General features: G+C 67.1%; 24 protein-coding genes and 1 tRNA gene. 18 read left to right on the forward strand and 7 right to left on the reverse strand.

Annotated features, from left to right (window positions below; all coding sequences use genetic code 11):
• The first annotated feature begins 62 nt into the window (after window positions 1-62).
• The 7 genes from ftsY to FIV34_RS15900 all read left to right on the forward strand — a co-directional run bounded on the left by ftsY (window position 63) and on the right by FIV34_RS15900 (window position 4,747).
• Entirely contained in the window at window positions 63-1,202 is a 1,140-nt protein-coding gene (gene ftsY / locus FIV34_RS15870; RefSeq protein ID WP_139984455.1) for a signal recognition particle-docking protein FtsY, read from the forward strand.
• Between the two features lie 20 nt (window positions 1,203-1,222).
• Window positions 1,223-2,269, forward strand: a complete 1,047-nt coding sequence (locus FIV34_RS15875) for an AsmA family protein (RefSeq protein WP_139984457.1) — start codon at window positions 1,223-1,225, stop codon at window positions 2,267-2,269.
• The gene (gene mutY / locus FIV34_RS15880; RefSeq protein WP_139984459.1) at window positions 2,266-3,312 is read left to right on the forward strand and encodes an A/G-specific adenine glycosylase; all 1,047 of its coding nucleotides are present in this window, start codon (window positions 2,266-2,268) and stop codon (window positions 3,310-3,312) included. The genes FIV34_RS15875 and mutY overlap by 4 nt, the downstream gene beginning before the upstream one ends.
• Window positions 3,309-3,587: an oxidative damage protection protein gene (locus tag FIV34_RS15885; RefSeq protein ID WP_139984462.1), complete on the forward strand. Its 279-nt coding sequence runs from the start codon at window positions 3,309-3,311 to the stop codon at window positions 3,585-3,587. The genes mutY and FIV34_RS15885 overlap by 4 nt, the downstream gene beginning before the upstream one ends.
• A 66-nt stretch (window positions 3,588-3,653) precedes the next feature.
• A tRNA-Phe gene (locus tag FIV34_RS15890) sits at window positions 3,654-3,729 on the forward strand.
• Window positions 3,730-3,872: 143 nt separating this feature from the next.
• A complete protein-coding gene (locus FIV34_RS15895; RefSeq protein WP_139984464.1) occupies window positions 3,873-4,112 on the forward strand; it encodes a hypothetical protein in 240 nt (79 codons plus the stop codon).
• A 20-nt stretch (window positions 4,113-4,132) separates the two neighbouring features.
• A complete protein-coding gene (locus FIV34_RS15900; protein WP_139984467.1) occupies window positions 4,133-4,747 on the forward strand; it encodes a hypothetical protein in 615 nt (204 codons plus the stop codon).
• A gap of 12 nt (window positions 4,748-4,759) precedes the next feature.
• Here FIV34_RS15900 and FIV34_RS15905 read toward each other — a convergent pair whose 3' ends face one another.
• Window positions 4,760-5,224, reverse strand: a complete 465-nt coding sequence (locus FIV34_RS15905; protein ID WP_139984469.1) for a hypothetical protein — start codon at window positions 5,222-5,224, stop codon at window positions 4,760-4,762.
• A gap of 175 nt (window positions 5,225-5,399) precedes the next feature.
• Here FIV34_RS15905 and FIV34_RS15910 point away from each other — a divergent pair, with 175 nt between their 5' ends.
• The 3 genes from FIV34_RS15910 to parC all read left to right on the forward strand — a co-directional run bounded on the left by FIV34_RS15910 (window position 5,400) and on the right by parC (window position 9,669).
• Complete coding sequence (locus FIV34_RS15910) at window positions 5,400-6,233, forward strand: endonuclease/exonuclease/phosphatase family protein (protein ID WP_139984472.1); 834 nt, start codon at window positions 5,400-5,402, stop codon at window positions 6,231-6,233.
• 78 nt (window positions 6,234-6,311) lie between these two features.
• Window positions 6,312-7,343, forward strand: a complete 1,032-nt coding sequence (locus tag FIV34_RS15915; protein WP_139984474.1) for a proline iminopeptidase-family hydrolase — start codon at window positions 6,312-6,314, stop codon at window positions 7,341-7,343.
• An 85-nt stretch (window positions 7,344-7,428) separates the two neighbouring features.
• The gene (gene parC, locus FIV34_RS15920; protein ID WP_139984477.1) at window positions 7,429-9,669 is read left to right on the forward strand and encodes a DNA topoisomerase IV subunit A; all 2,241 of its coding nucleotides are present in this window, start codon (window positions 7,429-7,431) and stop codon (window positions 9,667-9,669) included.
• A gap of 2 nt (window positions 9,670-9,671) precedes the next feature.
• Here the strand turns inward: parC and FIV34_RS15925 are convergent, their stop codons facing one another.
• On the reverse strand, window positions 9,672-10,160 hold the full coding sequence (locus tag FIV34_RS15925; protein ID WP_139984480.1) for an NUDIX hydrolase: 489 nt from the start codon (window positions 10,158-10,160) through the stop codon (window positions 9,672-9,674).
• 86 nt (window positions 10,161-10,246) lie between these two features.
• Here FIV34_RS15925 and FIV34_RS15930 point away from each other — a divergent pair, with 86 nt between their 5' ends.
• Together FIV34_RS15930 and FIV34_RS15935 are read left to right on the forward strand one after the other, a co-directional pair.
• Complete coding sequence (locus tag FIV34_RS15930; RefSeq protein WP_246058648.1) at window positions 10,247-11,059, forward strand: phosphodiester glycosidase family protein; 813 nt, start codon at window positions 10,247-10,249, stop codon at window positions 11,057-11,059.
• Window positions 11,060-11,065: 6 nt separating this feature from the next.
• Entirely contained in the window at window positions 11,066-13,417 is a 2,352-nt protein-coding gene (locus tag FIV34_RS15935; protein WP_139984482.1) for a penicillin acylase family protein, read from the forward strand.
• Between the two features lie 14 nt (window positions 13,418-13,431).
• On the opposite strand, the gene dapE is transcribed toward FIV34_RS15935, so the two are convergent.
• From dapE to map, 5 genes are read right to left on the reverse strand one after another with little or no spacing between them, the layout of a single operon-like run.
• A complete protein-coding gene (dapE, locus tag FIV34_RS15940; protein ID WP_139984484.1) occupies window positions 13,432-14,562 on the reverse strand; it encodes a succinyl-diaminopimelate desuccinylase in 1,131 nt (376 codons plus the stop codon).
• 1 nt (window position 14,563) lies between these two features.
• Window positions 14,564-14,917, reverse strand: a complete 354-nt coding sequence (locus FIV34_RS15945; RefSeq protein WP_139984486.1) for an arsenate reductase — start codon at window positions 14,915-14,917, stop codon at window positions 14,564-14,566.
• Window positions 14,918-14,921: 4 nt separating this feature from the next.
• Window positions 14,922-15,749 carry a 2,3,4,5-tetrahydropyridine-2,6-dicarboxylate N-succinyltransferase gene (gene dapD / locus FIV34_RS15950; protein WP_139986006.1) on the reverse strand — a complete coding sequence of 276 codons (828 nt, stop codon included), beginning with the start codon at window positions 15,747-15,749 and terminating at the stop codon, window positions 14,922-14,924.
• On the reverse strand, window positions 15,736-18,393 hold the full coding sequence (glnD, locus tag FIV34_RS15955; RefSeq protein WP_246058649.1) for a [protein-PII] uridylyltransferase: 2,658 nt from the start codon (window positions 18,391-18,393) through the stop codon (window positions 15,736-15,738). The genes dapD and glnD overlap by 14 nt, the downstream gene beginning before the upstream one ends.
• Before the next feature lie 37 nt (window positions 18,394-18,430).
• Window positions 18,431-19,198, reverse strand: coding sequence for a type I methionyl aminopeptidase (gene map, locus FIV34_RS15960; protein ID WP_139984488.1), 768 nt, complete (start codon window positions 19,196-19,198; stop codon window positions 18,431-18,433).
• A gap of 382 nt (window positions 19,199-19,580) precedes the next feature.
• Here map and rpsB point away from each other — a divergent pair, with 382 nt between their 5' ends.
• The 6 genes from rpsB to FIV34_RS15990 all read left to right on the forward strand — a co-directional run bounded on the left by rpsB (window position 19,581) and on the right by FIV34_RS15990 (window position 24,501).
• The gene (gene rpsB / locus FIV34_RS15965; protein ID WP_139984490.1) at window positions 19,581-20,432 is read left to right on the forward strand and encodes a 30S ribosomal protein S2; all 852 of its coding nucleotides are present in this window, start codon (window positions 19,581-19,583) and stop codon (window positions 20,430-20,432) included.
• An 89-nt stretch (window positions 20,433-20,521) separates the two neighbouring features.
• Window positions 20,522-21,400: a translation elongation factor Ts gene (gene tsf / locus FIV34_RS15970; protein ID WP_139984492.1), complete on the forward strand. Its 879-nt coding sequence runs from the start codon at window positions 20,522-20,524 to the stop codon at window positions 21,398-21,400.
• Window positions 21,401-21,571: 171 nt separating this feature from the next.
• Window positions 21,572-22,294, forward strand: a complete 723-nt coding sequence (gene pyrH / locus FIV34_RS15975) for a UMP kinase (protein WP_139984494.1) — start codon at window positions 21,572-21,574, stop codon at window positions 22,292-22,294.
• 60 nt (window positions 22,295-22,354) lie between these two features.
• On the forward strand, window positions 22,355-22,912 hold the full coding sequence (gene frr / locus FIV34_RS15980) for a ribosome recycling factor (RefSeq protein WP_139984496.1): 558 nt from the start codon (window positions 22,355-22,357) through the stop codon (window positions 22,910-22,912).
• A gap of 20 nt (window positions 22,913-22,932) precedes the next feature.
• Window positions 22,933-23,670: a polyprenyl diphosphate synthase gene (uppS, locus tag FIV34_RS15985; RefSeq protein ID WP_139984498.1), complete on the forward strand. Its 738-nt coding sequence runs from the start codon at window positions 22,933-22,935 to the stop codon at window positions 23,668-23,670.
• A gap of 12 nt (window positions 23,671-23,682) precedes the next feature.
• Window positions 23,683-24,501: a phosphatidate cytidylyltransferase gene (locus FIV34_RS15990; protein ID WP_139984500.1), complete on the forward strand. Its 819-nt coding sequence runs from the start codon at window positions 23,683-23,685 to the stop codon at window positions 24,499-24,501.
• The last annotated feature ends 4 nt before the right edge of the window (window positions 24,502-24,505 follow it).

Raw genomic sequence — 24,505 nt, forward strand, 5'->3', positions numbered from 1 at the left:
CTCAGCGGCCAGAGGGGGCGGGGGTGCTAGCATTCGCCTATTGTCTTTGAATCCCCTGCGCAATGCTCAAGTTCTGGAAGAAGAAGCCTGCCGAACCCGCGGCGACCCCGGCCGCGCCGCCCGCCGACGAGCGCGTGGAACCGGTAGCGGACCCGGTCGCGCTCGATAGCACGCCGGCCCTTGCCGAGGCCCTGGCCGAAACCGCTGCGCCCGAGCCCGCCCTGCCCGAGGTTGAGCCGGAGGCCGAGGAAGCCGCCATCGCCGCCGAGGCCCAGGCCGCGGTGCCGGTGAAGCGCAGCTGGCGCGAACGCCTGTCCGGCAGCGGTTTCGCCAAGAGCCTCACCTCGCTGTTCGTGCGCAACGCGCGCCTGGACGACGACCTGCTCGACGAACTGGAAACCGCGCTGATCACGGCCGACGTGGGCGTGGAAGCCAGCACGAAGCTCGTGGAAGCCCTGCGCAAGCGCATGCACAAACGCGAGTTCGCGGATGCGGGCGCCCTGCTGGCCGCACTGCGCCAGGAACTGATCGACTTGCTGAAGCCGGTGGAGAAACCCCTCGACGTCAGCACCCAGACACCGTTTGTCATCCTTACCGTGGGTATCAACGGCGTGGGCAAGACCACGACCATCGGCAAACTGGCCCGCCGCTACAGCGACGAAGGCCGCAGCGTCATGCTGGCGGCCGGCGATACCTTCCGTGCGGCGGCCGTCGAGCAGCTCAAGACCTGGGGCGATCGCAACAAGGTCCCCGTGGTGTCCCAGGGCCAGGACGCGGACGCGGCCAGCGTCATTTTCGATGCGCTGCAGGCGGCACGCTCGCGCGGCACGAAGGTACTGATTGCCGACACCGCCGGACGCCTGCACACCCAGGGCGGCCTCATGGACGAACTGGGCAAGATCGGCCGTGTGATGAAGAAGCTCGATGCCGGTGCGCCGCATGAGGTGCTCATGGTGATCGACGGCACCACGGGCCAGAACGCCATCAGCCAGCTGCGCCAGTTCCGTGACACGGCCGGCGTGACCGGGCTGGTGGTGACGAAGCTGGATGGCACGGCCAAGGGCGGCGTGATGTTTGCGCTGGCGCGTGAGTTTGGCCTCCCCATTCGCTACGTCGGCCTCGGCGAGACCGCCACCGACCTTCGCGTCTTCGACGCCGAAGCGTTCGTGGACGGCTTGCTGCCGGCCGCGCTCGGCGGCTGACGGCGACGGCCGCCGGCACGATGAAGTTACGTTGGCGCACCTTCCTGCTGGCCGCCGGAGGCTTCGTGACCGCGCTGGTCATCGCGCTGGTCATCGCCACGTACGTCATCCTCCAGCCCGACCGCTTTACTTCGCTCCTGCAGGCGCAGGCCCGTGCGGCCGGCCTGTCGCTTTCGCTGGCCAGCCCCGCCACGCCGACGATCTGGCCCAAACCGGGGCTGGAACTGGAAGGGGTGACGGTGCGCGGCCCCCATGGTGGAACGCCACTGATCGTCGCCGCGCGAGGCAAGCTCGTGCTGCCGTGGCGCACCCTGATGGGCCGTGACACCAGCATCTCCCGACTGGAAGTGGAAGGCGCGCGCATCGACGTGGATGCGGTCTCCGCGTACCTCGATACCCTGCCCCGGCGCTCGACCACCGAGGGGGCCACGCTGCCCACGATCGACGCGGGCTTCCGCATCACCCGTGGCACGCTGCTGCGCGGCAACCGCCTGATCCTCTCGGACGTCGAAGTGGACGCGGGCCGCCTCGCCAGCGGGCGGCGCTTCTCGCTCTCGCTCGCTGCGAATACCGCGGACGGTAGCCCCTATCAGATCGTCCTCGCCACGCTGCCGACGCTGCGCGATGGCGTGCTCACCCTGGAGGACGTCTCCCTGGATGTCGCCTCCGACGCGCACTTCGACGCGAGCCTGCGCGGCAACGCCACCTGGCGCGGTGCCGCCGACATGGGTGCCTCGCTGGCAGGCAAGCTCAACCGCCCCGCGTCGCCGCCGTTCGACATGGTGCTTAACGTGACCCCGGCCAACCAGGACGACCCGCTCTACATCGGGCTCAAGCTGGACGGCGATGCCGGGCACGCGGACCTTCGCGTGCCGCCGATCGCCCTTGCCGACTGGTGGGCTGCCCTGCAGGCCAGCGGTGCGCCGACATTGCCGCCGCTGCTTGGCAGCGCGGATGTGCAGGCACTGGATATCGGCGGCGTGCAGGTGAAGGGCCTGCGCGTACGGGCGACGCCCAACGTGGCGGTCCCCTCGTCGGCGGCCTCCGCAGCTGGCGCTTCGCCGTGAACCGTTTCGCCGACGAACTGCTCCGCTGGTTTGACCACCACGGGCGCAAGGACCTCCCGTGGCAGCACCCGCGCGATGCTTACCGCGTGTGGCTGTCGGAAATCATGCTGCAGCAGACGCAGGTGGTTACCGTCATCGGCTACTTCCAGCGCTTCGTCGAGCGCCTGCCGACGCTGCGCGCACTTGCCGACGCTGACGAAGACACGGTGCTTGCCCTGTGGTCGGGGCTTGGCTACTACCGCAGGGCGCGCTTCCTCCATCGTGCTGCGCAACTGTGCGTGGAACACCACGGGGGCAATCTTCCGCGCGACCTCGATGCGCTGGCCGCGCTACCCGGCATCGGCCGTTCGACGGCGGGGGCGATCCTTGCGCAGGCGCATGGCATGCGTTTCCCGATTCTCGACGGCAATGTGAAGCGCGTGCTGACCCGCTATCACGGGATCGCCGGCTTCCCGGGCGAGAGCGCGATCGAGAAGCGGTTGTGGGTGCATGCCGACGAGCACACGCCCGCGAAACGCACGGCGGACTACACGCAGGCGATCATGGACCTCGGCGCGACGGTGTGCGTGCGTAGCAAGCCGGCCTGCACGCTCTGCCCCCAGGCGGCTTCCTGCATTGCCCATCGCGATGGCTTGACCGCGACCCTGCCCACCGCGAAGCCGGGAAAGAAAATTCCCACGCGTTCGCTGGCCATGCTGTTGCTGCGTGACGCCAGGGGCCGCATCCTGCTCGAACGGCGCGGCCCGGTGGGCGTCTGGTCGGGCTTGTGGAGCCTGCCCGAGGCGAGCGATGCCGATAGCGCGCCGGCGGCGGCGGCGGGCCTCGCCCGCGTAGGCAAGCCCGACGCCCTGCCGGCCTTTACCCATGTGTTCAGCCATTACCGGCTGGACGTTTCGCCCATCCTGTTCGACCATGCGGCCCCGCTCAACCGCGTGTCCGACCGCGCCGACCGGCGCTGGTGCGCCCCCGGCGACCTGGCCACCCTTGGCCTGCCGGCACCGGTACGCACGTTGCTCGACAATCTTCCGGAGATCCTCCCATGACGCGCATGGTTTCCTGCGTAAAACTCGGTCGCGACGCCGAAGGCCTCGACTTCGCACCCTGGCCCGGCGAGCTTGGCAAGCGCATCTATGAGCACGTCTCCAAGGAGGCCTGGGCCCAGTGGCTGGCGCACCAGACCATGCTGATCAATGAGATGCGCCTGTCGCCGCTGGATCCGAAGACCCGCAGCTTCCTCTCCGGCGAGATGGAGAAGTATTTCTTCGGCGGAGAGGTCGTACAGCCCGTCGGCTACGTGCCCCCGGATGAAAGGGCTTGACGCCGGGCGCGTCACCCGATTTAATACGCGGCTCCACTGGCCGCAAGTTCGCTTGCAGGCACTCGTGGCTCGGTAGCTCAGTTGGTAGAGCAGGGGATTGAAAATCCCCGTGTCGGCGGTTCGATTCCGTCCCGAGCCACCACTATTCCTAACAAAGCCCACCCTCGCGGTGGGCTTTGTTTTTGTGCGTGCACTCCCACGAATGCAGCGGTGCGCGCCTACATACATGCTCCCTGGTGGCATGGCACATTTTCACGCCAACACACCAGACACGGAGCTCCACGCATGACCGGTGAATTCCTGCGCGACCTGGCCGTCCGGGTCGGACGCCTCGAGATCGATCTCGGCGCTATCGCTACAAAGGTCTCGGCCATCGAAGAGAAGGTGGCCCACATGCCTACCAAAGCCGACCTCTGGCGAACGTTCGCCGTGGCCTCGGCCGCCGTGATCGGCGTCATGTGGGTGGCTATCCAATACCTGGCGAAGCCCTATATCGATGCGCTCGCGTCGCGACTCGGCGGCTGACCTCATCGGGAAGGCAACCCATGAACGACGGAAACCATACCGTGATGTCCCACGCTCTCATGACGTCGCCGTCGGCGAGCCTCTACGCCCCGGGCGGCGATCAAGACACTACAGAGACCGACTCCATGATCGAATTAATGTTGCGAACGATGAGTGACCAGATGAAGGAGCTGGGGGAACGGATGCAGGGCATGGAGACCCGCATGCAGGGCATGGAGACCCGCATGCAAGGCATGGAGACCCGCATGCAAGGCATGGAACGCCACGCGCACGACATGGATAAACGCCTGAGCGCGGACCTGTCCGGCATCAACAAGTCGCTGGAGTACCTTCATGCAAAGGCAGCGGCGTCCGACGCCCGGCTCGATGCCGTCGACGCAAAGCTGGGGACTATGAACGTCGCGATTGCCGTCGTCGATGCGAAAGTGGAAACGCTTTCCGCAACCACCGAAGAGCTAGGCACGCGGGTCACCCGCGTCGAGCAGCAGCTCAATGTGCTCGACAAGCACGTATGCGTGTTGCCGACGTGGAAATCGCTTGGCGTCGTTGCGGCTGCCACCGGAACCGCCACGGGCGGCTTGGTGGGCTGGCTCGGGCAAGGTGGTGCGAAAGCACTGGCCCGGTGGCTCGGCTAGATAGCGCCCTGGTCAGCCTTGCACGTCCTGGCCCGCCTGCGCGGCGCACGTGCGGAGCGCCTCATCCACGATGGCCGTTTCGTCCTGGACCGTGCCGGGCGTATTGCGCGTCAGGCTTGTAATCCGCGTGTCCATGGCCGCACGAAGACGATCCCGGGCTTCCTGTCCGCACGGCGTGCGCGGCTTCCATGCGCTGGCCGCGTCAGCCCGCGTCCGGAGTAGTGCCAGCGACGCGTCGCGCTGCTGCGCCGATGCCTGCTGGGCCGTCCGGACCTGGGCTTGCCAGTCGTTGACGACGCCGTGCAGATCATTGCTGTCCGCAGCGATCGCCGCGGCGTCACGCTGCCGTGCGCCATGGGACGCGGAGAGCGCCAGGATCAGCGTGGTCACCGAGGCGAGGAAGGCGATGCCGACGACGGCTATCACGGTACGCCTGCCGTTGCCGGCCGGGCGCGCATTCGGGGTCTGCTCCGCCATCGACGGGCTCCTGCAAGGGCTCAGGCCGCCATTGTGCCCCAGCCGGGGGGATCGCACGGCACCTTGCCGGCCTTCGCGACGATATGCCCCACCACCCGTAACGCGACCCACGTAACACGCGCCCGCCACGTTACGTCGCTATAGTCGAACGCTTCTCCCAGGGAAGCCGACTCGCATGACCCCTCTGCGCAACCTCGCCCTCCTCGCTGCGATGACCGCGGTCCTCGCCGGTCCCGTCGCCGCCGAAGACCTGAAGGTGATGTCCTTCAATGTCCGCACCATCACCGGACCCGATGGCCCGGATCGCTGGGACATGCGCAAGGATCTCTTCGCTGACACTATTCGCCAGATGGATCCCGACGTGATCGGCACGCAGGAGCTGGGGCAACAGCAGGGCGACGATACGGTGGCCCGCCTGCCGAAGTTCACCTGGTTCGGCCGCGACCGCTTCGGCGGCCACAAGGACGAACACATGGGCATCTTCTACCGTAAGGATCGGCTGAAGCTGGTGAAGTCCGGGGACTTCTGGCTGTCGGACACGCCCGACAAGGTGGCGAGCATTACGTGGGGCAACATCTTCCCGCGCATGGTGAACTGGGCACTCTTCGAGCGGCTTTCGGACCACAAGCAGTTCTACCTACTGGACACGCATTTCCCCTACCGCGATACCGATGAAGACGCGCGGTCGCGTTCGGCCCGCGAGATGGCGGCATGGACGGCGAAGTTGCCGTCCAACGTGCCGGTCATCATCACGGGGGATTTCAACACCGGGCCGGAAAGCGAATCGCACAAGGCGCTCACGGCCTCGTTCAAGGATGCGTGGAGCACCGCACCGGTCAAGGACGGCCCGGAGGAGACCTTCCACGGCTTCACCGGCAAGCCGACCAAGCGGATTGACTGGATCCTCTACCGCGGGGTGACGGTGCAGAGCATGCGCACCATCACCGTGTCGAAGGACGGCCACTACCCGTCCGACCACTTCCCGGTGCAGGCCGACTTCACGCTTTGACCCACGCGCCTCCGGCCCCGCTTGCGGGCCGGGCCGGAGGACGCGATAGTCCGCGTACTGTCTCCAGGGGTTCACGCCATGCGCCGTCTGTATACGTTGTTGCTGCTGGCCTTCACGGCCCTCGTAGCCCAGGCGGCGCCGCCGCCCTCGCCGCCGGCGTCGACCTATTTTGACCACGCCGGCCACGACGACGTCCTCTCCGGCGGCGTGAAGATGATCACCATCGACACGCCGAAGGGAAAATTCCGGGTCTGGACCAAGCGCGTCGGCAACAACCCCACCATCAAGGTGCTGCTGCTCCACGGCGGCCCCGGGGCGACGCACGAGTACTTAGAAGCCTTTGACAGCTACTTCCCCGGCGCCAGCATCGAGTACTACTACTACGACCAGCTGGGCTCCGCGTTCAGCGACAAGCCGACGGACGAATCGCTGTGGGAGATCCCGCGCTTCGTCGAGGAAGTGGAGCAGGTGCGCCAGGCGCTGCACCTGGACAAGGACAACTTCTACCTCCTGGGGCATTCGTGGGGCGGCGTCCTGGCGATCGAGTACGCGCTGAAGTACCAGCAGCACCTGAAAGGCCTCATCATCTCCAACATGGTCGACAGCATCCCGGCGTACAACGCGTACGCGAAGAACGTGCTGATGCCGGCCATGGACCAGAAAAAGCTCGCCGAAGTCCAGCGCATGGAACGCGAGAAAAAGACCGATGACCCGGCCTACATGGCCATCCTCGTACCCATGCACTACCAGCAGCACGTGCTGCGCATGCCCGCCGACCAGTGGCCGGAGCCGGTCAATCGATCGTTCGGCCACATCAACGAGCAGATTTACGTGTCCATGCAGGGCCCGAGCGAACTGGGTGCCAGCGGCAAGCTGCTGAACTGGGACCGGAGCAAGGACCTGTCGAAGATCACGGTACCGACCCTGGTCATCGGCGCCACGTACGACACGATGGATCCGAAATACATGGAAGCCATGTCGAAGAAGCTGCCCGACGGCCACTTCCTGCTCTGCCCCAAGGGCGCGCACCTGGCCATGTATGACGACCAGCAGACGTACTTCACTGGCCTGATCAAGTTCCTGAAGGACACCGACGCCGGCAGGCACTGACGCCAGTCTTCGCTCCTGAGACGTCTTTCTGGCAACATCGTCCGGTTAATGTCGCGCCGTGGCGCGCTGCCGGATCGCTAAATTCATGAATTTGCAAGCCAATTACGAACAGATTCCGCTCAAGGACTACGCCGAGCGCGCCTACCTCGACTACTCCATGTACGTGGTGCTGGACCGCGCCCTGCCGTTCATCGGCGACGGCCTGAAGCCGGTCCAGCGCCGCATCATCTACGCCATGAGCGAACTGAGCCTGGGCGCCCAGGCCAAGCCGAAAAAGTCCGCTCGCACCATCGGCGACGTGATCGGCAAGTTCCACCCCCACGGCGACTCGGCCTGCTATGAAGCCATGGTGCTGATGGCCCAGCCGTTTTCGTACCGCTACCCGCTGGTGGACGGCCACGGCAACTTCGGCTCCTCGGACGACCCGAAGAGCTTTGCGGCCATGCGCTACACGGAATCGCGCCTGACGCCGATTGCCGAGGTACTGCTCTCCGAGCTGGGCCACGGCACCACCGACTGGTCGCCGAACTTCGACGGCACGATGGACGAGCCCACCTGGCTGCCGGCGCGCGTCCCCCATGTGCTGCTGAACGGTGGCATGGGCATCGCGGTGGGCATGGCCACGGATATCCCGCCGCACAACCTGCGCGAGGTGGCCAGCGCCTGCATCCGCCTGCTCGACGACCCGGAAGCCACCATCGCCGACCTGTGCGAGCACGTGCTGGGCCCGGATTACCCCACCGCCGCCGAGATCATCACGCCGCGCCGCGAGATGGTGGCGATGTACCACACCGGTACCGGCTCGGTCCGTGCCCGCGCGATCTATGAGCGCGACGACGGCAACATCGTGATCACGGCCCTGCCCCACCAGGTGTCGCCGTCGAAGATCCTTGAGCAGATCGCCGCGCAGATGCGCGCGAAGAAGCTGCCGATGATCGAAGACCTGCGCGACGAGTCCGACCACGAAAACCCCATCCGCCTCGTCATCGTGCCGCGCTCCAACCGCGTGGACGGCGACGAAATGATGCAGCACCTCTTCGCCACGACGGACCTGGAGAAGAGCTTCCGCATCAACATGAACATGATCGGCCTGGATGGCCGTCCGCAGGTGAAGGACCTGAAGACGGTGCTGTCGGAGTGGCTGCGTTTCCGCACCGATACCGTCACCCGTCGCCTGAACCACCGCCTCGGCCGCGTCGAGCGCCGCCTGCACCTGCTTGAGGCGTTGCGCATCGCCTACCTCAACCTGGATGAGGTGATCCGCATCGTCCGTACCGAAGACGAGCCGAAGCCGGTGCTGATCGCCCGTTTCCGCCTCGACGAGGAGCAGGCCGATTACATCCTCGAGACCAAGCTGCGCCAGCTGGCGCGCCTTGAGGAAATGAAGATCACCGAAGAGCGCGACAAGCTCGAGGAAGAGCGCGCCCGGATCAACGTGCTGCTGAAGTCGCCGGCCAAGCTGAAGGGCCTGATCAAGGAAGAACTGCGCGCCGACGCCGAAAAGTTCGGCGACGAGCGCCGTTCACCGCTGATCGAGCGCAGCGTCGCCCAGGCGCTGGACGAAAGCGCCCTGGTGGCGTCCGAGCCGGTCACCGTGGTGCTCTCGCAGAAGGGCTGGGTGCGCGCCGGCAAGGGCCACGACGTGGACGGCGAGGCGCTGTCGTACCGCGAAGGCGACAGCCTGCAGGGCATCGCCCGCGCACGTACCACGCAGCAGGTTGCCTTCATCGATTCGACCGGGCGCGCCTACGCCACGCCGGCGCATACGCTGCCCTCGGCACGCGGCAACGGCGAGCCGCTCACGGGGCGCTTCAGCCCGCCGGCGGGCGCGCGCTTTGACGCGCTGGTGGCCGCGGAGAACGACACCCGGATCATCCTGGCCACGGACTTCGGCTACGGCTTCGTGACGCGCTTCGAGGCGCTGACCGGCCGCCAGAAGGCGGGCAAGCAGATCATCTCGCTCAGCGATGGCGCCCATGTGCTGGCCCCGGCCATCACGCCGGATCCGTCACGCGACCGCATCGTGGTCGTCACCAGCGAGGGCCACCTGCTGATGTTCTCGGTGGCCGAGCTGCCGGAACTGGACAAGGGCAAGGGCAACAAGCTCATCGAGATCCCGAAGGCCAAGCTGGCTTCCGGCGAAGAGCGCGTGGTCGGCGTGGCCGTCGTCACCGAGGGCAAGGGCGAGGTCACGATGTACGCCGGTGCCCGCAAGCTCACGCTAAAGTGGGCCGACCTCGTGGAGTACGGCGGCAGCCGCGCCACGCGTGGCGGCGTGCTGCCGCGCGGCCTGCGCCGCGTCGAACGCATCGAAACCAGCGGCTGAGCTCAGAGCCGGGTGACGTCCCAGGACACCATCCGGCCGTCCTTGTAAGGCATCACGCCGTGGAAGGGCCGCGGGTCCTGGTCGAAGACCAGCGGCAGGAAGTGGCGGTCGCCCTCCCACATCGGCAGCGCATCCAGATCCTCGACGGACACCCACTCCAGGGTGCCCTCGGGGTTGGACGTGAACGCCTCGCCCTCGAAGGCGGTAATGACGAAGATGAAGCCGAGCCAGTCTTCACCCTGCTTGCCGAAGCCCGGCCAGTTCAGGGTGCCGCGCAGGCTCATGCGGGTGCATTCGATGCCGGCCTCTTCGCGGATTTCCCGGCGCATGCAGGCGGCGATGTCCTCGCCCGGCTCCATTTTTCCGCCCAGGCCGTTGTACTTGCCCAGGTGCTGGTCGTCTTCGCGGGCATTGCGGTGGATCATCAGCACGCGCTGGCCATCGGGCGAGAGCACGTAGCCGAGGGTGGCGACGATAGGCGTATAGGGCATGGCGTGGAGGGGATAAGGTAAACCACGGAGTTTACGCCCTGCACCAGCCCTTGCACCCACCCCGCCTGCCCGGCGAACATCGGTGGATGCCCCACCGCCGTTTCCGCCCCATGGCCACCCGCTTCCTTCTCCGCACCCTCGCCCTGGCTGGCCTCGCGGGCCTGTCCATCGGCTGCGCCGAGCCTGCCGATGCCGTTGATGGCCGTGAGGTCGTGTTCGACAGCCAGTCGTATTTCGTGGTCACGGTGGATACCCGCCGCGAAGACATCGAGTTGTTCTGGCGCAACCCGGACACCAGCGAACCCTTCGCCACCATCGAATCGCTGAAGGCGTGGACGGCCAGCAAGGGCCGCACCCTCGCGTTCGCCACCAACGCCGGCATCTACGATCGTGATTTCCGCCCGCTGGGGCTGTATGTCGAAGATGGCAAAGCCATCGTTCCGCTGAACCTGGCCCACGGCAACCCGCGATCCGGCAATTTCTCGCTGCTGCCCAACGGCGTCTTCGCCGTGTACGACGACGGTACCGCCGAGGTCCGCAGCACGGATGCCTTCCGTGCGTCGGCGCGCAAGCCGCGTTGGGCGACGCAGTCCGGACCCATGCTGGTCGTGGACGGCGAAGTGAACACGCAGTTCGACAACGGCTCCGACAGCATGAAGTGGCGCAGCGGTGTCTGCGCCAAGACCGCGCACGATGTGGTCTTCGTGGTCAGCCGCGCGCCGGTGAATTTCCATGCCTTCGCGCGCCTGTTCCGTGACAACCTCGGCTGCCGCGACGCCCTGTTCCTCGACGGCACCATCTCGCAGGCCTGGACGCCGGGCGATGGCTACGCCGGCGCGCCGGCCTTCATGACCAAGCCCTACGCGGGTATGGTCGCTGTCTTCCCCAAGCGGCGCTGACCACGGATGCGCCTCGCCCGCCGCCTGCTTGCCGCTCTGCTATTGCTGATCGTGCTCGTGCTCGCGGTGGGATACCTCGCCTTGTCAGGCAGCCTCGCCCGGCTGGACGGCTCGCTTGCCCTGCACGGCCCATCCGCAGCGGTGACGCTCCAGCGTGATGCGCTGGGCACGCTGACGGTGCAGGCGGCCAATCGCCGTGATGCGGCGTGGGCGCTCGGCTTCGCGCATGGCCAGGATCGTTTCTTCCAGATGGACCTGCTGCGTCGCGTGGCGGCCGGCGAACTCGCCGCGCTGGTCGGCGAGGCCGCGGTGGATGTGGACATGCGCCACCGCGTACACCGCCTGCGCGCCGTGGCCGAGGCGGCTTACGCCTTCCTGCCGCCGGACCAGCGCACCCTCGTCGATGCGTACCGCGATGGCGTGAACGCCGGCCTCGGCCAGCTTCGGGTAAGGCCATGGGAGTACCTGCTGCTTCGCCAGACGCCGCAACCCTGGCAGGGCGAAGACAGCCTGCTGGTGCTGGGTGCGATGTACCTGGACCTCAACGAAGACGGCACGAACGGGCGTGACCTGGGCCTGGCGCGCCTTCGCGCGACGCTACCGGCCCCCGTGGCCGACGCGCTGACCGCGCCGGACCCCACCTGGGAAGCGCCGCTGGATGGCTCGCGTTCGCCGGAGGTGATCCTGCCCGGCGCCGACGTGTTCGACCTGCGCAGCCAGCCCAGGGTGGCCTCGGCACCGACGCGCGTTCCCGTCGACGCACTGCCGGGCAGCAACAGCTTCGCCGTGGGTGGCGCGCTGACCGATAACGGCGCGGCCCTCGTGGCCGACGACATGCACCTTGGACTGCGCGTACCCGATATCTGGTTCCGCGCGCGCCTGCGTTTTCCCGATGCCACGGCGCCTGGTGGCACGCGTGACCTCAACGGCGTGACCCTGCCCGGCACGCCCGCGCTCGTCGCCGGCTCCAACGGCCAGGTGGCATGGGCGTTCACCAACAGCTACGGCGACTGGATGGACTGGGTACGCGTGACCCGCGACCACGCCAACCCGTCGCGCTACGTAACGCCCGATGGCAGTGCGGCGTTCGATGTGCACGACGAGGTGGTCGAGGTCGCGCGCGGCGAAGCACGCCACCTGCGCGTGGAAGACACGCAGTGGGGTCCGCTGGCGGCCACCGACGCGGACGGCACGCCGCTGGCGCTGGCCTGGATCGCACACCGTCCCGACGCCTTCAACCTCGGCATCATGGGCCTGGAACGCGCGAACGACGTGGGCGCCGCCCTCGACGTCGCGCCGCATGCCGGTATGCCGCCGCAGAACCTGCTGGTGGGCGATCGCGCCGGCCATATCGCGTGGACCCTGATCGGCAATGCCGTGCCGCTGCGCCAGCCCGGCGTCCCCGGCTGGACGGGTTTCGCCGACGCCTCGCGTTACCCGCGCATCGCCGACCCGGCCGGCAGCCGCCTGTGGACGGCGAACAATCGCACCGTCGGCGGTGACGCGCTGGCCCTGCTCGGCAATGGCGGCCATGACCTGGGCGCACGCGCCCAGCAGATTCGCGACGACCTCCAGGCCCGCGAGCACTTCGTCCCGGGCGACATGCTCTCCATCCAGCTCGACGACCGCGCGCTGTTTCTTTCGCGCTGGAACGATCTGCTCCAGGCCACGCTGTCGCGCACGAAGGATGCGACGCTGGATCCGCTGCGCCAGGCCACCGCGACATGGGCCGGCCACGCCGCGGTGGACAGCGTGGACTACCGTGCCGTGCGCACCTTCCGACAGCACGTACGCGACCTTGTCCTCGCTCCGTTCATCGCAAGGGCGAAGGCCCGTTTCCCCGACTTCAGCTGGCCGCGTGGCACGACGGCAGAAGGCGCGGTGTGGCAGATGCTGACCCTGCGCCCGATGAACCTGCTCGACCCCGCCTACGCCAGCTGGGATGACTTGCTGGCCACGGCCGCACGCAAGACCTCCGATGAGCTCAACGCAGGCGCGGGTGGCATCGAGGCACGCACCTGGGGCGAACTCAACACCGCGCACATCATGCATCCGCTCTCGTCCGCCCTGCCCCGCTGGCTGTCGCGTTTTCTCGACATGCCGGCCGAACCGCTTGCGGGCGATACCGACATGCCGCGGGTCCAGGCGCCCGCGTTCGGTGCCTCCGAACGCTTCGCCATCTCGCCTGGGCATGAAGACGAGAGTTACCTGGAGATGCCCGGCGGCCAGAGTGGCCATCCGTTGTCGCCGTTCCACGGCGCGGGGCATGAGCAGTGGGCCCAGGGCCACCTGACACCGCTACTGCCGGGAGCGTCGAAACACACGCTGACCATCGAGCCCCAGACCGCGCCGCATTAACCCGACGGTAAACGTCAGGCCAGCATGCGCTGGCAGATCGCCTCGTAGAGGCCAGGCAACGCATCCAGATCGGCAAGGGAGACGCACTCGTCCACCTTGTGGATCGTCGCGTTTACGGGGCCGAGCTCGATCACTTCCGCACCCATCGGCGCGATGAAGCGGCCATCGCTGGTACCGCCGCCGGTGCTCTGCTCCGGGTCGATGCCACACAGGTCGCGACACACGCCGGCGACCACCTCGCGAAGACGCCCGCCAGGGGTTGCGAGAAACGGATGCCCCGACAGATGCCAGTCGATCGCAAAATCGACGCCATGGGCGCGCAGGATGGCTTCCGCGCGCTCGCGAAGCCCGTCCGCGGTGCTGGCCGTCGAAAACCGGAAGTTCACCAGGGCGACGAGCTCACCCGGGATGACATTGTTCGCGCCCGTACCCGCGTTGATGTTGGAGACCTGGAACGACGTGGGCGGGAAGTCCGCGTTGCCTTCATCCCAGCGCTCCGCCGCCAGTGCCGCCAGCGCCGGTGCGAACGCGTGGATCGGATTCTTCGCCTTCTCCGGGTAGGCCACATGGCCCTGCACGCCGTGCACGGTCAGCGTGCCGGACAGCGAGCCACGCCGCCCGACACGGATAAGGTCGCCGAGGCGCTCCTTCGCCGAGGGCTCGCCCACCACGCAGTAGTCGATGCGCTGGCCGACGGCAGCAAAGTAATCCACGACTTCGCGCACGCCATGCAGCGCCACGCCTTCCTCGTCGGACGTAAGCAGCAAGCCCACGGTGCCTGCGTGGGACGGATGCGCCGTGACAAACCGCTCAAGCGCCACGACCATCGCCGCGACCGAACCCTTCATGTCCGCGGCACCGCGACCGTAAAGCATGCCGTCGCGCTCGGTGGGTTCGAAGGGTGGCGTGGTCCAGTGCTCTTCCGGGCCGCTGGGCACGACGTCGGTGTGCCCGAGGAACGCCAGCACGGGGCCTTCGCCGCCATGCGTGGCCCACAGGTTGTCGACGTCACCGAATCGCAGGTGATCGATGCGGAAGCCAACGCGCTGGAGGCGCGCGGCAATCGATGGCAGGCAGCCCGCGTCATCCGGCGTGACCGAGCGGCGGGCCATCAGGTCGCGGGTAAGTTCGAGGACGGCCGACATGTTATTTACCGAAGCGTTTCTTGAAGGCGTTATCGGTGAAGCCGACCGACACATCGTCGCCCTCCACCACCACCGGCCGCTTGATCAGCGCCGGGTATTCCTTCAGCAGGAGCGTCCACTCCGGGTCGGTGCGCGGGTCCTTGCGCTGCGGCAGCAAGGTGCGCCACGTGGTGGACGCCTTGTTGACCAGCTTCTCCCAGCCACCGAGCGCCTGCGACCACGCCTTGAGCGTGGCTGGGGGCACCGGGTTGGCACGGTAATCGACGAAGCTGTAGGCGACCCCGAAGCGATCAAGCCACTTGCGCGCCTTCTTGCAGGTATCGCAGTTGGGCAAGCCGTAGACCGTCAGCGCCATGGGCTCACTCACCGCTGCGCAGCAGTTCGTTGATGCCAGTCTTGGAGCGCGTTTTCTCGTCCACCTGCTTCACGATAATGGCGGCATACAGGCTATGGCTGCCGTCCTTCGACGGCAGGCTGCCGGCGACGACGACGCTGCCCGCCGGCACGCGGCCGTAGCTGACTTCGCCCGTGGCGCGGTTGTAAATGCGCGTGGACTGGCCGAGGAACACGCCCATGCCGATGACCGAACCCTTCTCCACGATCACACCCTCGACGACTTCCGAGCGCGCGCCAATGAAGCAGTTGTCTTCGATGATCGTGGGGTTGGCCTGCAGCGGCTCGAGCACGCCACCGATGCCGACGCCGCCGGAGAGATGCACGCCGGCGCCAACCTGCGCGCAGGAACCTACCGTGGCCCAGGTGTCGACCATCGTGCCGGCGCCCACGTAGGCGCCAATGTTGGTGTAGCTGGGCATCAGCACCGCATCCTTCGCGATGTGCGCGCCACGACGCACCAGGGCGCCAGGCACGACACGGGCGCCAAGGTTCGCGTACTCGGTGGCGTCGCCGTCGGTGAAGCGCAGCGGCACCTTGTCGAAGGCGCTGGACGGGCCACCGTCCATCACGCGGTTGCCGTTCATGCGGAAGTACAGCAGCACGGCTTTCTTGAGCCACGCATGCACCACCCAGCCGCCCTTGCCATCGGGTTCGGCCACGCGGCGCTCACCCGATTCAAGCAGGTCCAGCACCTGGTCGACGGTATCGCGCAGGCCACCCTCGATCTCGTTCTGGTTCAGGTCCGCACGACGCTCGAAGGCGTCATCGATCACGGATTCAAGCGTTTGCATTTGCATTCAGGGCATTCCTGGGGGATTCAAAACCGATGTGGCGCAGAAGGCATTCGCGCAGGATCTCCTGGCGCGCCGGGGACAGCGCCGCGTTATTGCGGTCGGTGAGCTGGAAGAAGTCTTCAACGCGCTCGCCGAACGTCGCGATACGCGCATCATGCACGCGCACCTCCGCTTCGGCCAGCGCCTGCGACACGGCGGCAAGCAGGCCGGGGCGGTCCGTGCATACCAGCGACAGCTGCGTGCGTTCGCCGATGGCATTGAACGCGATCCGCGGCGTCATCTGGAAGTGGCGCAGGTGGCGCGAAATGCCGCGCTTGGGCGCGCTGTGGCCTTCGGGGTGGTCCAGCGCGCGGACCAGGCGCAGGCGCAGTTCTTCCGCGCGCTGCGACGAGGCCGGCGCCTGTGTTTCCGATTCAAGCAGGAGGAAGGTGTCCAGCGCCATGCCGGTGTTCGACACGAGGATGCGGGCTTCGACCACCGAAAAACGCAGGCGATCGAGCACGGCGGTCACGGTGGCGAACAGGCCGTCGCGATCCGGCGCGTACACAAACAGCTCGGTACTGCCACGCACCGAGAACGGGTGGACCTCGACCAGGGGCGTCGCGCCGCGCGCGCGCAAGATGGCCGCGGTCTGCCACGCGATCTGCTCGGAGCGGTGGCGGAGGAAGCTCAGGTCGGGAAAGTCCGCCCACACTTTTTCGATATCGCTGACCGCGAAGCGCTCGGCCACCAGCATGCCCTGGGCACGCTCGCGACACTCGCGCACACGCGAGCCCACGATGGTGGCGTGGCTGACGTCGCTGCGCAGGGCAAAGCGCGTCGCCGTGTACAGGTCGGACAGCAGCCGGTCCTTCCAGGCGTTCCACAGCTTCGGACTGGTCCCGATGATATCGGCGATGGTCAGCAGGTAGAGATGATCGAGGTGCTCCCAGTCGCCCACCACGGCGGCGAAGCGATGCACCACGTCGGGGTCGGTGATGTCCTGGCGCTGCGCCGTCGTGCTCATCAGCAGGTGCTGGCGAACCAGCCAGGCCACAAGCAGCACCTGCTCTTCGGGAAGGCCCAGGCGCCGGCAGAAGGCCAGCGCGTCTTCCTCGCCGAGGGCGGAGTGGTCACCACCGCGGCCCTTGGCGATATCGTGGAACAGCGCGGCCAGCAGCATCAGCTCCGGCCGCTCGATATGCGGCCAGATCTCGCAGCCGAGCGGGAACTCGCGACGCGCGGCGGGATCGGCGAAGCGCGCGACGTTCCGCAGCACGCGCAAGGTGTGCTCGTCCACGGTATACACGTGGAACAGGTCGTACTGCATGCGCCCGACCACCTTGCCGAACGCCGGCAGGATCGCGGCGAGCAGGCCGTGGCGGTTCATCCGCCAAAGGGCGTCGACGGCCGGCGCACCCCGGCGCAGGAGCGCAAGGAAGGCGTCGAGCACGGCCTGGTCATCGGCCAGCCCCTCGCCATGCAACGACACCGCATGCTGGATGCGCCGCATGGTTTCGGCGGTGAAGCCGGTGATGCCCGGCTCGTCGAGGCGGGCGATGAAAATCTCAACGAGGGCGGCCGGCCGGCGCGCGAACAAGTGCGGGTTGCGCATGGCGATCCGGGACCCGTAGCGCAGGTAATCACTGCCCACCGGCTGTGGTTCCGCCGACGGATCGAGCATCTCCTCGAAACGCTCCACCAGCTGGGTACCCGAGCGCTCGATCTGCGTGGCGGCCCGGTAGTAGCCCTGCATGAACTGCTCGACACCCAGGTTCTTCGCGTGCTCGTCTTCGAAGCCCAGCCGCGTGGCCAGCGCACGCTGGTAGTCGAACAGCAGGCGCTCTTCCGCACGCCCGGCTTCCAGGTGCAGCGCGTAGCGATAGCGGCGCAGGGTCGCTTCCGCGCGGCCGAGCTTGGCGGCCTCCACGGGTTCAAGCAGGCCTTCGGCCACCATGGCGTCGAAATCGGGCGCATGGGCGAGGCGCCGGCCCAGCCAGCGCAGGGCATCGAGCGTACGCAGGCCGCCAGGGCCATCCTTCAGGTTCGGCTCGAGGTTCTGCGCGGTGTCGTCGTAACGCGCGTGGCGGGCGTCGCGCTCGGCCAGGCGGGCGGCGAGGTACTCGCGGGGCGGCCACAGCGCCGGGTCATCGAGGATGCCGCGCAGCTGCTCGGCCAGGATGGGCCAGCCGGCAAGGCGGCGGCCATCCAGCAGGCTGGTGAACACGCTGGCGTCGCGGGCGGCCAGCTCACGGCACTGCTCCACGGTGCGTACCGCGTGGCCCGGCTTCAGGCCGATGTCCCAAAGGCAGGAAAAGAAGTTCTCCAGCGCCCTGGATAACGGCGGCGAGGCCTCGCCGACCATCGCCAGCAGGTCCACGTCCGAACTGGGAAAGAGCATGCCGCGGCCGAAGCCGCCGACGGCAAACAGCGCGGCGGCGGCGATATCGCCCAGGCAGGCGCCCCAGGCATGCACCACCACGCGTTCGACGATCTCCGCCCGGCGCCGGGCCAGGGCCGAGGCGTCCTCGCCGTCGCGGAAGGCCGTATCCAGCGCGCGGTCGGCGTCGCCGAGCAGCTGGCGCAGTGAACGCCGTGCCTCGGGCGAGACGCCCGAACGGGGAACGACGGCGGGCAGGCGTGGTAGCGGGGGAAGCGTCACGTCAGGGCCCCTTGGCGCGTGGTGGATCGTCAGAGCGTCAGGCAGCGTCCGGCCACGGAGTGAGGATCTCGAAACCGTCTTCCGTCACGGCCACGGTGTGCTCCCACTGGGCGGAAAGCGAATGGTCCTTGGTGACCACCGTCCAGCCATCGGGCAGCGACTTGGTCTGCGGCTTGCCGGCGTTGATCATCGGCTCGACGGTGAAGGTCATGCCCGGCTTGAGCTCCAGGCCCGTGCCGTTGCGGCCGTAATGCAGCACCTGCGGTTCGTCGTGGTAGACCTTGCCGATGCCATGGCCGCAGTACTCGCGGACCACCGAGAAACCCGCCGCTTCGGCGTGCTTCTGGATCGCGGCGCCGACGTCACCCAGGGTGGCGCCCGGCTTGACCGCCTCGATGCCCTTCATCATGGCTTCGAAGGTGGTATCGACCAGGCGCTTGGCCAGGACGCTCGGGGTGCCGACGAAATACATGCGGCTGGTGTCGCCGTGCCAGCCATCCTTGATGACGGTGACGTCGATATTGACGATGTCGCCGTCCTTCAGGATCTTGGTCTCGGTCGGAATACCGTGGCAAATCACATGGTTGACCGAAGTGCACACGGTTTTCGGGAAGCCCCGGTAGCCGACGTTGGCCGGGATCGCCTTCTGCACGTTCACGATATGGTCGTGGGCGAGGCGGTCGAGCTGCTCGGTGCTGACGCCCGGCTTCACGTGGGGCACCAGCATGGCCAGCACCTCGGCGGCCAGGCGGCCGGCCTCGCGCATGGACTGGATCTCTTCGGGGGTCTTCGGTACGACTGCCATGGTGGGTTCTCTCTTTTTCCTTTGCCCCCAGGGGGATGGGGCCTACCACGGACGTGGCGGCGGCCCTGCCGGAATTCCACCCTTGTCTTGCGGAGGGCGGTACCCGGAGGCTACAATTAGCGAGTTTTGCTGTCCGGCGAAGCCACGTTTGCGTGGCCACGGCGGTAAATCGAAGCGCGATTGTAACCGCTCGGGGCCACTATGGGCCCGGCGCGAGGCCATCGCATTTAACGCCACACACGCATCGGCACCGCCTTCGGGGTGCCCTGCCAGCCGTCGACGAGCGAAAGGCTCCGCGGCAAGGCCAGGGTCGAAGCCGGGGATGCGTGGAGGTCCCAACCCCCATAGAACCGCCTCGTGCGGTTCGCCCAGGAGTAATTCCATGGCACAAGTCACCATGCGCGAGATGCTGGAAGCCGGCGTCCATTTCGGCCACCAGACCCGCTACTGGAACCCCAAGATGGCTCCGTACATCTTCGGCGCCCGCGGCAAGATCCACATCATCAACCTCGAGAAGACCCTTCCGCTCTTCAACGACGCGATGAACTTCCTCTCGGGCCTGGCCCAGAAGGGCGGCACCATCCTGTTCGTCGGCACCAAGCGTTCGGCCCGCGAAGCCCTGGCTGAAGAAGCCGGCCGCGCCAACCAGCCGTTCGTCACCGCCCGCTGGCTCGGCGGCATGCTGACCAACTTCCGCACCGTGAAGCAGTCGGTTGCCCGCCTGAAGGAACTGGAAGCCGCCGAAACCGACGGTTCGTTCGACCGCCTGGTCAAGCACGAAGTGCTGGCCCGTCGTCGCGAGCGCGACAAGCTGCAGAACTCGCTGGGCGGCATCAAGGACATGAACCGCCTGCCGGACGCCCTGTTCATCGTGGACATCGGCCACGAAGACATCGCCGTCCAGGAAGCCCGCAAGCTCGGCATCCCGGTCGTCGCCGTTGTCGATACCAACTACGACCCGGCCCTCGTCGACTACGCCATCCCGGGTAACGACGACGCCATCCGTGCCATCCAGCTCTATGCCCGCGCCGCTGCCGATTCCATCCTGGAAGGCAAGGCCGCCGCTCCGCAGCACGCCGCCCGTGGCGATGCCAACGAGTTCGTGGAGCTGAACGAGGAAGGCAACCCGGTCGCCAAGGACGACGCCCCGCGCGGCGACCGTCGTGGCGCCCCGGCCAAGAAGGGTGCCCCGCGTCGCGAAGGCGGCCGTGACGGTGGTCGTGGCCGCGCGTAAGCGCCCCACCCCCGTAACCTGCTCTTCTGTTTCATCCGGCGCCGCGGCATCACCGCCGCGGCGCCCTCCAAAACCATTGAGGAACTACCATGGCTGAGATCACCGCAAGCCTCGTCAAGGACCTGCGCGAGCGCTCTGGCGTCGGCATGATGGAGTGCAAGAAGGCACTCGTCGAAAACAACGGCGATATCGAAGCGGCAATGGAAGCGCTGCGCAAGAGCGGTGCCGCCAAGGCTGACAAGAAGGCCGACCGCGTTGCCGCCGAAGGCCTCATCGCCGTCGCCAGCAACGCCGACAAGGCCGTCCTGGTCGAAGTCAACAGCGAAACCGACTTCTCCTCGCGCAACGAGCAGTTCATCCAGTTCACCAAGGATGTCGCCAAGGTTGCCCTCGAGACCGGCGCCAAGGATATCGACACGCTGAAGGCCGCCAAGCTCGGCGACTCCACCGTGGAAGACACCGCCAAGTCGCTGACCCTCACCATCGGCGAGAAGTTCGAAGTCCGCCGCATGGCCCAGGTGGAGAACGCCGGCCCGATCGGCGCGTACTCGCACAGCGGCCGCATCGGCGTGCTGGTGGCCCTCAAGGGTGGCTCGGAAGAGCTGGCCAAGGGCATCGCCATGCACGTGGCAGCGATGAATCCCAAGTTCATCAAGGCCGAAGACGTCCCGGCCGATTTCCTCGAGAAGGAAAAGGAAATCGAGCTGTCGAAGATGTCGGACAAGGAAAAGCAGAAGCCGGCCGAGATCCTCGAGAAGATCGTCTCGGGCAAGGTGAACAAGATCCTTGCCGACGTGACCCTGGTCGGCCAGCCGTACGTGCTGGACGGTGACGTCACGGTGGCTGAAGCCCTCAAGAAGGCCGGCGCGGAGATCGTTTCCGTGCAGCGCCTGGCGGTTGGCGAAGGCATCGAGAAGGTGGTGGACGATTTCGCCGCCGAAGTGATGAAGCAGGCGGGCCTGGCGTAAGCCACCCCACCCCGCTGACGAAAAAGGCCGCGAGCAATCGCGGCCTTTTTTTTGCGCCGACAACAGGCTGACGGCTCGACTTTTACCGCCCGCGACGTTTTTAATCTGCCTGTCATAAAGATCGCGCGCTACAATGCGCGCGTTTTGCCCCACACAATTCGGAGAATCCCCATGAGCACCCCGCTGAAACACCGCCGAATCCTGCTCAAGCTCTCCGGTGAAGCCCTGATGGGCACCGAAGACTACGGCATCGATCCCAAGGTCATCGGCCGCCTCGCCAAGGAAATCCTCGAAGTCCATGACGCCGGTGTCCAGGTCGGCGTCGTTATCGGCGGCGGCAACATCTTCCGTGGCGCCGGCCTGGCCGCGTCCGGCATGGACCGGGTCACCGGCGACCACATGGGCATGCTCGCCACCGTAATGAACGCGCTGGCCATGCAGGACGCCATCGAAAAGCTCGGCGGCGAAGCCCGCACCATGAGCGCCATCAAGATCAACGAGGTCTGCGAAGACTTCATCCGCCGCCGCGCCATCCGTCACCTGGAAAAAGGCCGCGTCGCGCTGTTCGCCGCCGGCATCGGCAACCCGTTCTTCACCACCGACTCGGCCGCTGCGCTGCGCGCCGTGGAAGTGGGCGCCGACCTGCTGCTGAAAGCCACCAAGGTGGACGGTGTGTACAGCGCCGACCCGAAGCGCGTGCCCGATGCGACCCGCTACGAGCACCTCACCTACAACCAGGTGATCGAGCGCCGCCTCGAAGTGATGGACACGGCAGCCATTGCCCTGTGCCGCGAGAACAAGCTGCCGCTGCGCATCTACGACATGACCCAGCCGGGCAGCCTGATGAAAATCATGCACGGCGAACCCGTGGGCACCCTCGTCGACGCCGGCTGAACCGCCCTCCGGCCGCCCTGCTATACTCGCCTGCTGACCAGATTCACCGGAAATACGCCCATGATCAATGACATCAAGAAAGATGCTGAGACCCGCATGGGCAAGAGCATCGAATCGCTCAAGCACGACCTGAAGTCCATCCGCACCGGTCGCGCCAACCCGTCGATCCTCGACAACATCGTCGTGCCCTATTACGGCACGCCGACCCCGCTGGCCCAGGTCGCCAACGTGACCACGCCGGACGCCCGCTCGCTGGCGGTCAAGCCGTTCGACAAGGCCATGGTCGGCCCGATCGAGAAGGCCATCATGGCGTCCGATCTCGGCATCACGCCGACCACCATGGGCATGGATATCCGCCTGAACTTCCCGCCGCCGACCGAAGAGCGCCGCAAGGAGCTCGCCAAGAGCGTGGCGAAGGAAGGCGAGCAGGCGAAGATCGCCGTGCGCAACGTCCGTCGTGATGCCATCCAGCACATCGACAAGCTGCTCAAGGACAAGACGATCACGGAAGACGACAAGAAGCGTGCGGACGACGACATCCAGAAGCTGACGGACAAGTTCGTCAAGGACGTGGATGACGTGGTCAAGGACAAGGAAAAGGAGCTGATGGCGCTCTGACGCGCCATCGGTCCGCGCCCATGGCCGCGACACCCGATGCCCGGGTTCCCCGCCACATCGCCATCGTCATGGATGGTAACGGCCGCTGGGCGAAGAAGCGTCTTCGCCCGCGGACGTTCGGCCACCACGCCGGCCAGAAGGCCGTGCGTGAGGCCGTTGAGTTCTGCCTGCGGGCGGGTGTCAGTTCGCTGACCCTGTTTGCCTTCTCCAGCGAGAACTGGGCCCGCCCCGAGGGCGAGGTCTCCGCGCTCATGGAGCTGTTCCTGAAGGCGATCGACCGCGAGGTGGACGAGCTGCACGGCAACGGCGTGCGCATCCGCTTCGTGGGCGACCTCGACGGGTTTGCCCCGGAACTCCGCAAGCGCATGCTCGGGGCCATGGAGCGCACGGCCGGCAACACCGCCCTGGCCATGAACGTGGCCGTGAATTACGGCGGCCGCTGGGATATCGCCAACGCAGCCCGCCTGGCGGCCGAAGCGGCGGCGCGGGGTGAGTTCGCCCTGGCCGACCTCGACGAAAAGCGCCTGCACGGCTACACCTGCCTGGCGGACCAGCCGCCGGTCGACCTGTTCATCCGCACCGGTGGCGAACACCGGGTAAGCAACTTCCTGCTCTGGCAGCTTGCCTACGCCGAGCTCTTTTTCACCGACACCCTTTGGCCGGACGTCGACCAGGCTTGCCTGGCCGGGGCGCTGGACGACTACGCCCGCCGCGAGCGCCGTTACGGCCGCACCGGCGACCAGGTAGCCACGGGCTAACGCCGGACCCCCATGCTGAAGCAACGCATCATCACCGCAGCGGTCCTGATCCCGCTCGTACTCGCCCTCATCCTGCTGCCGCCGACGGGCTTCTTCGCGTCGCTGGTCGCCGTGGCCTTTGCCGGCGCGGCGTGGGAATGGGCCCTGCTGGCCGGCTACCGCACGCCGGTGGGGCGCGGCATCGTCACGGCCGCCGCCGTGGTCATCTTCGCCGTCCTGTTGCTGGTGCGTACGCACGGCCTGCTCGCCGCCCTGACTTTCGCCGGCGTGGCCTGGTGGGTCGGTTGCTGCTTCTGGCTTCGCCATTTCACGTTTGCCGCCGCCCCCAGCAGCGAAAACCGCATGCTCAAGCTCGGCGCCGGCCTGCTGGTGATCGTGCCGGCACTGGCCGCCGCCACCGACATGCACGCGAGTGATCGCGGCCACTGGTGGGTGCTGCTGGCCCTGGTCATCGTGTGGGCCGCCGACACGGGTGCCTACTTCAGCGGCCGCTTCTTCGGCCGCCGCAAGCTCGCCCCGCGGATTTCCCCAGGGAAGACCTGGGCTGGCGTGTACGGCGCCCTGGTCGCCGGCGCCCTCGTGGCCTGGGTGGGCGGCTTGCTGCTCGGCGTGGAAAGCGGCGCCAGGCTCATCGGCCTGGTCATCCTGGGCGTGGTCACCGTGGCGGTGGCCGTGGTCGGCGACCTGTTCGAAAGCCTGATGAAGCGCCACGCGACGGTCAAGGATTCGGGCAACCTGTTCCCGGGCCACGGCGGCCTGCTCGATCGCCTCGACAGCGTTTTCGCCGCCCTGCCGGTCTTTGCGGCCGGCAAGCTCCTGCTGGGTCTCTAAGCCA

It is taken from the genome of Luteibacter pinisoli (genome assembly GCF_006385595.1).
Taxonomy (GTDB): Bacteria; Pseudomonadota; Gammaproteobacteria; order Xanthomonadales; family Rhodanobacteraceae; genus Luteibacter; species Luteibacter pinisoli.

Excerpts from the sequence above, each read along its gene's own strand:
- ftsY (WP_139984455.1), top strand. The coding sequence starts at position 63 with ATGCTCAAGTTCTGGAAGAAGAAGCCTGCCGAACCCGCGGCGACCCCG.
- FIV34_RS15875 (WP_139984457.1), top strand. The coding sequence starts at position 1,223 with ATGAAGTTACGTTGGCGCACCTTCCTGCTGGCCGCCGGAGGCTTCGTG.
- FIV34_RS15885 (WP_139984462.1), top strand. The coding sequence starts at position 3,309 with ATGACGCGCATGGTTTCCTGCGTAAAACTCGGTCGCGACGCCGAAGGC.
- FIV34_RS15895 (WP_139984464.1), top strand. The coding sequence starts at position 3,873 with ATGACCGGTGAATTCCTGCGCGACCTGGCCGTCCGGGTCGGACGCCTC.
- FIV34_RS15900 (WP_139984467.1), top strand. The coding sequence starts at position 4,133 with ATGAACGACGGAAACCATACCGTGATGTCCCACGCTCTCATGACGTCG.
- FIV34_RS15905 (WP_139984469.1), bottom strand. The coding sequence starts at position 5,224 with ATGGCGGAGCAGACCCCGAATGCGCGCCCGGCCGGCAACGGCAGGCGT.
- FIV34_RS15910 (WP_139984472.1), top strand. The coding sequence starts at position 5,400 with ATGACCCCTCTGCGCAACCTCGCCCTCCTCGCTGCGATGACCGCGGTC.
- FIV34_RS15915 (WP_139984474.1), top strand. The coding sequence starts at position 6,312 with ATGCGCCGTCTGTATACGTTGTTGCTGCTGGCCTTCACGGCCCTCGTA.
- parC (WP_139984477.1), top strand. The coding sequence starts at position 7,429 with ATGAATTTGCAAGCCAATTACGAACAGATTCCGCTCAAGGACTACGCC.
- FIV34_RS15925 (WP_139984480.1), bottom strand. The coding sequence starts at position 10,160 with ATGCCCTATACGCCTATCGTCGCCACCCTCGGCTACGTGCTCTCGCCC.
- FIV34_RS15930 (WP_246058648.1), top strand. The coding sequence starts at position 10,247 with ATGCCCCACCGCCGTTTCCGCCCCATGGCCACCCGCTTCCTTCTCCGC.
- FIV34_RS15935 (WP_139984482.1), top strand. The coding sequence starts at position 11,066 with ATGCGCCTCGCCCGCCGCCTGCTTGCCGCTCTGCTATTGCTGATCGTG.
- dapE (WP_139984484.1), bottom strand. The coding sequence starts at position 14,562 with ATGTCGGCCGTCCTCGAACTTACCCGCGACCTGATGGCCCGCCGCTCG.
- FIV34_RS15945 (WP_139984486.1), bottom strand. The coding sequence starts at position 14,917 with ATGGCGCTGACGGTCTACGGCTTGCCCAACTGCGATACCTGCAAGAAG.
- dapD (WP_139986006.1), bottom strand. The coding sequence starts at position 15,749 with ATGCAAACGCTTGAATCCGTGATCGATGACGCCTTCGAGCGTCGTGCG.
- map (WP_139984488.1), bottom strand. The coding sequence starts at position 19,198 with ATGGCAGTCGTACCGAAGACCCCCGAAGAGATCCAGTCCATGCGCGAG.
- rpsB (WP_139984490.1), top strand. The coding sequence starts at position 19,581 with ATGGCACAAGTCACCATGCGCGAGATGCTGGAAGCCGGCGTCCATTTC.
- tsf (WP_139984492.1), top strand. The coding sequence starts at position 20,522 with ATGGCTGAGATCACCGCAAGCCTCGTCAAGGACCTGCGCGAGCGCTCT.
- pyrH (WP_139984494.1), top strand. The coding sequence starts at position 21,572 with ATGAGCACCCCGCTGAAACACCGCCGAATCCTGCTCAAGCTCTCCGGT.
- frr (WP_139984496.1), top strand. The coding sequence starts at position 22,355 with ATGATCAATGACATCAAGAAAGATGCTGAGACCCGCATGGGCAAGAGC.
- uppS (WP_139984498.1), top strand. The coding sequence starts at position 22,933 with ATGGCCGCGACACCCGATGCCCGGGTTCCCCGCCACATCGCCATCGTC.
- FIV34_RS15990 (WP_139984500.1), top strand. The coding sequence starts at position 23,683 with ATGCTGAAGCAACGCATCATCACCGCAGCGGTCCTGATCCCGCTCGTA.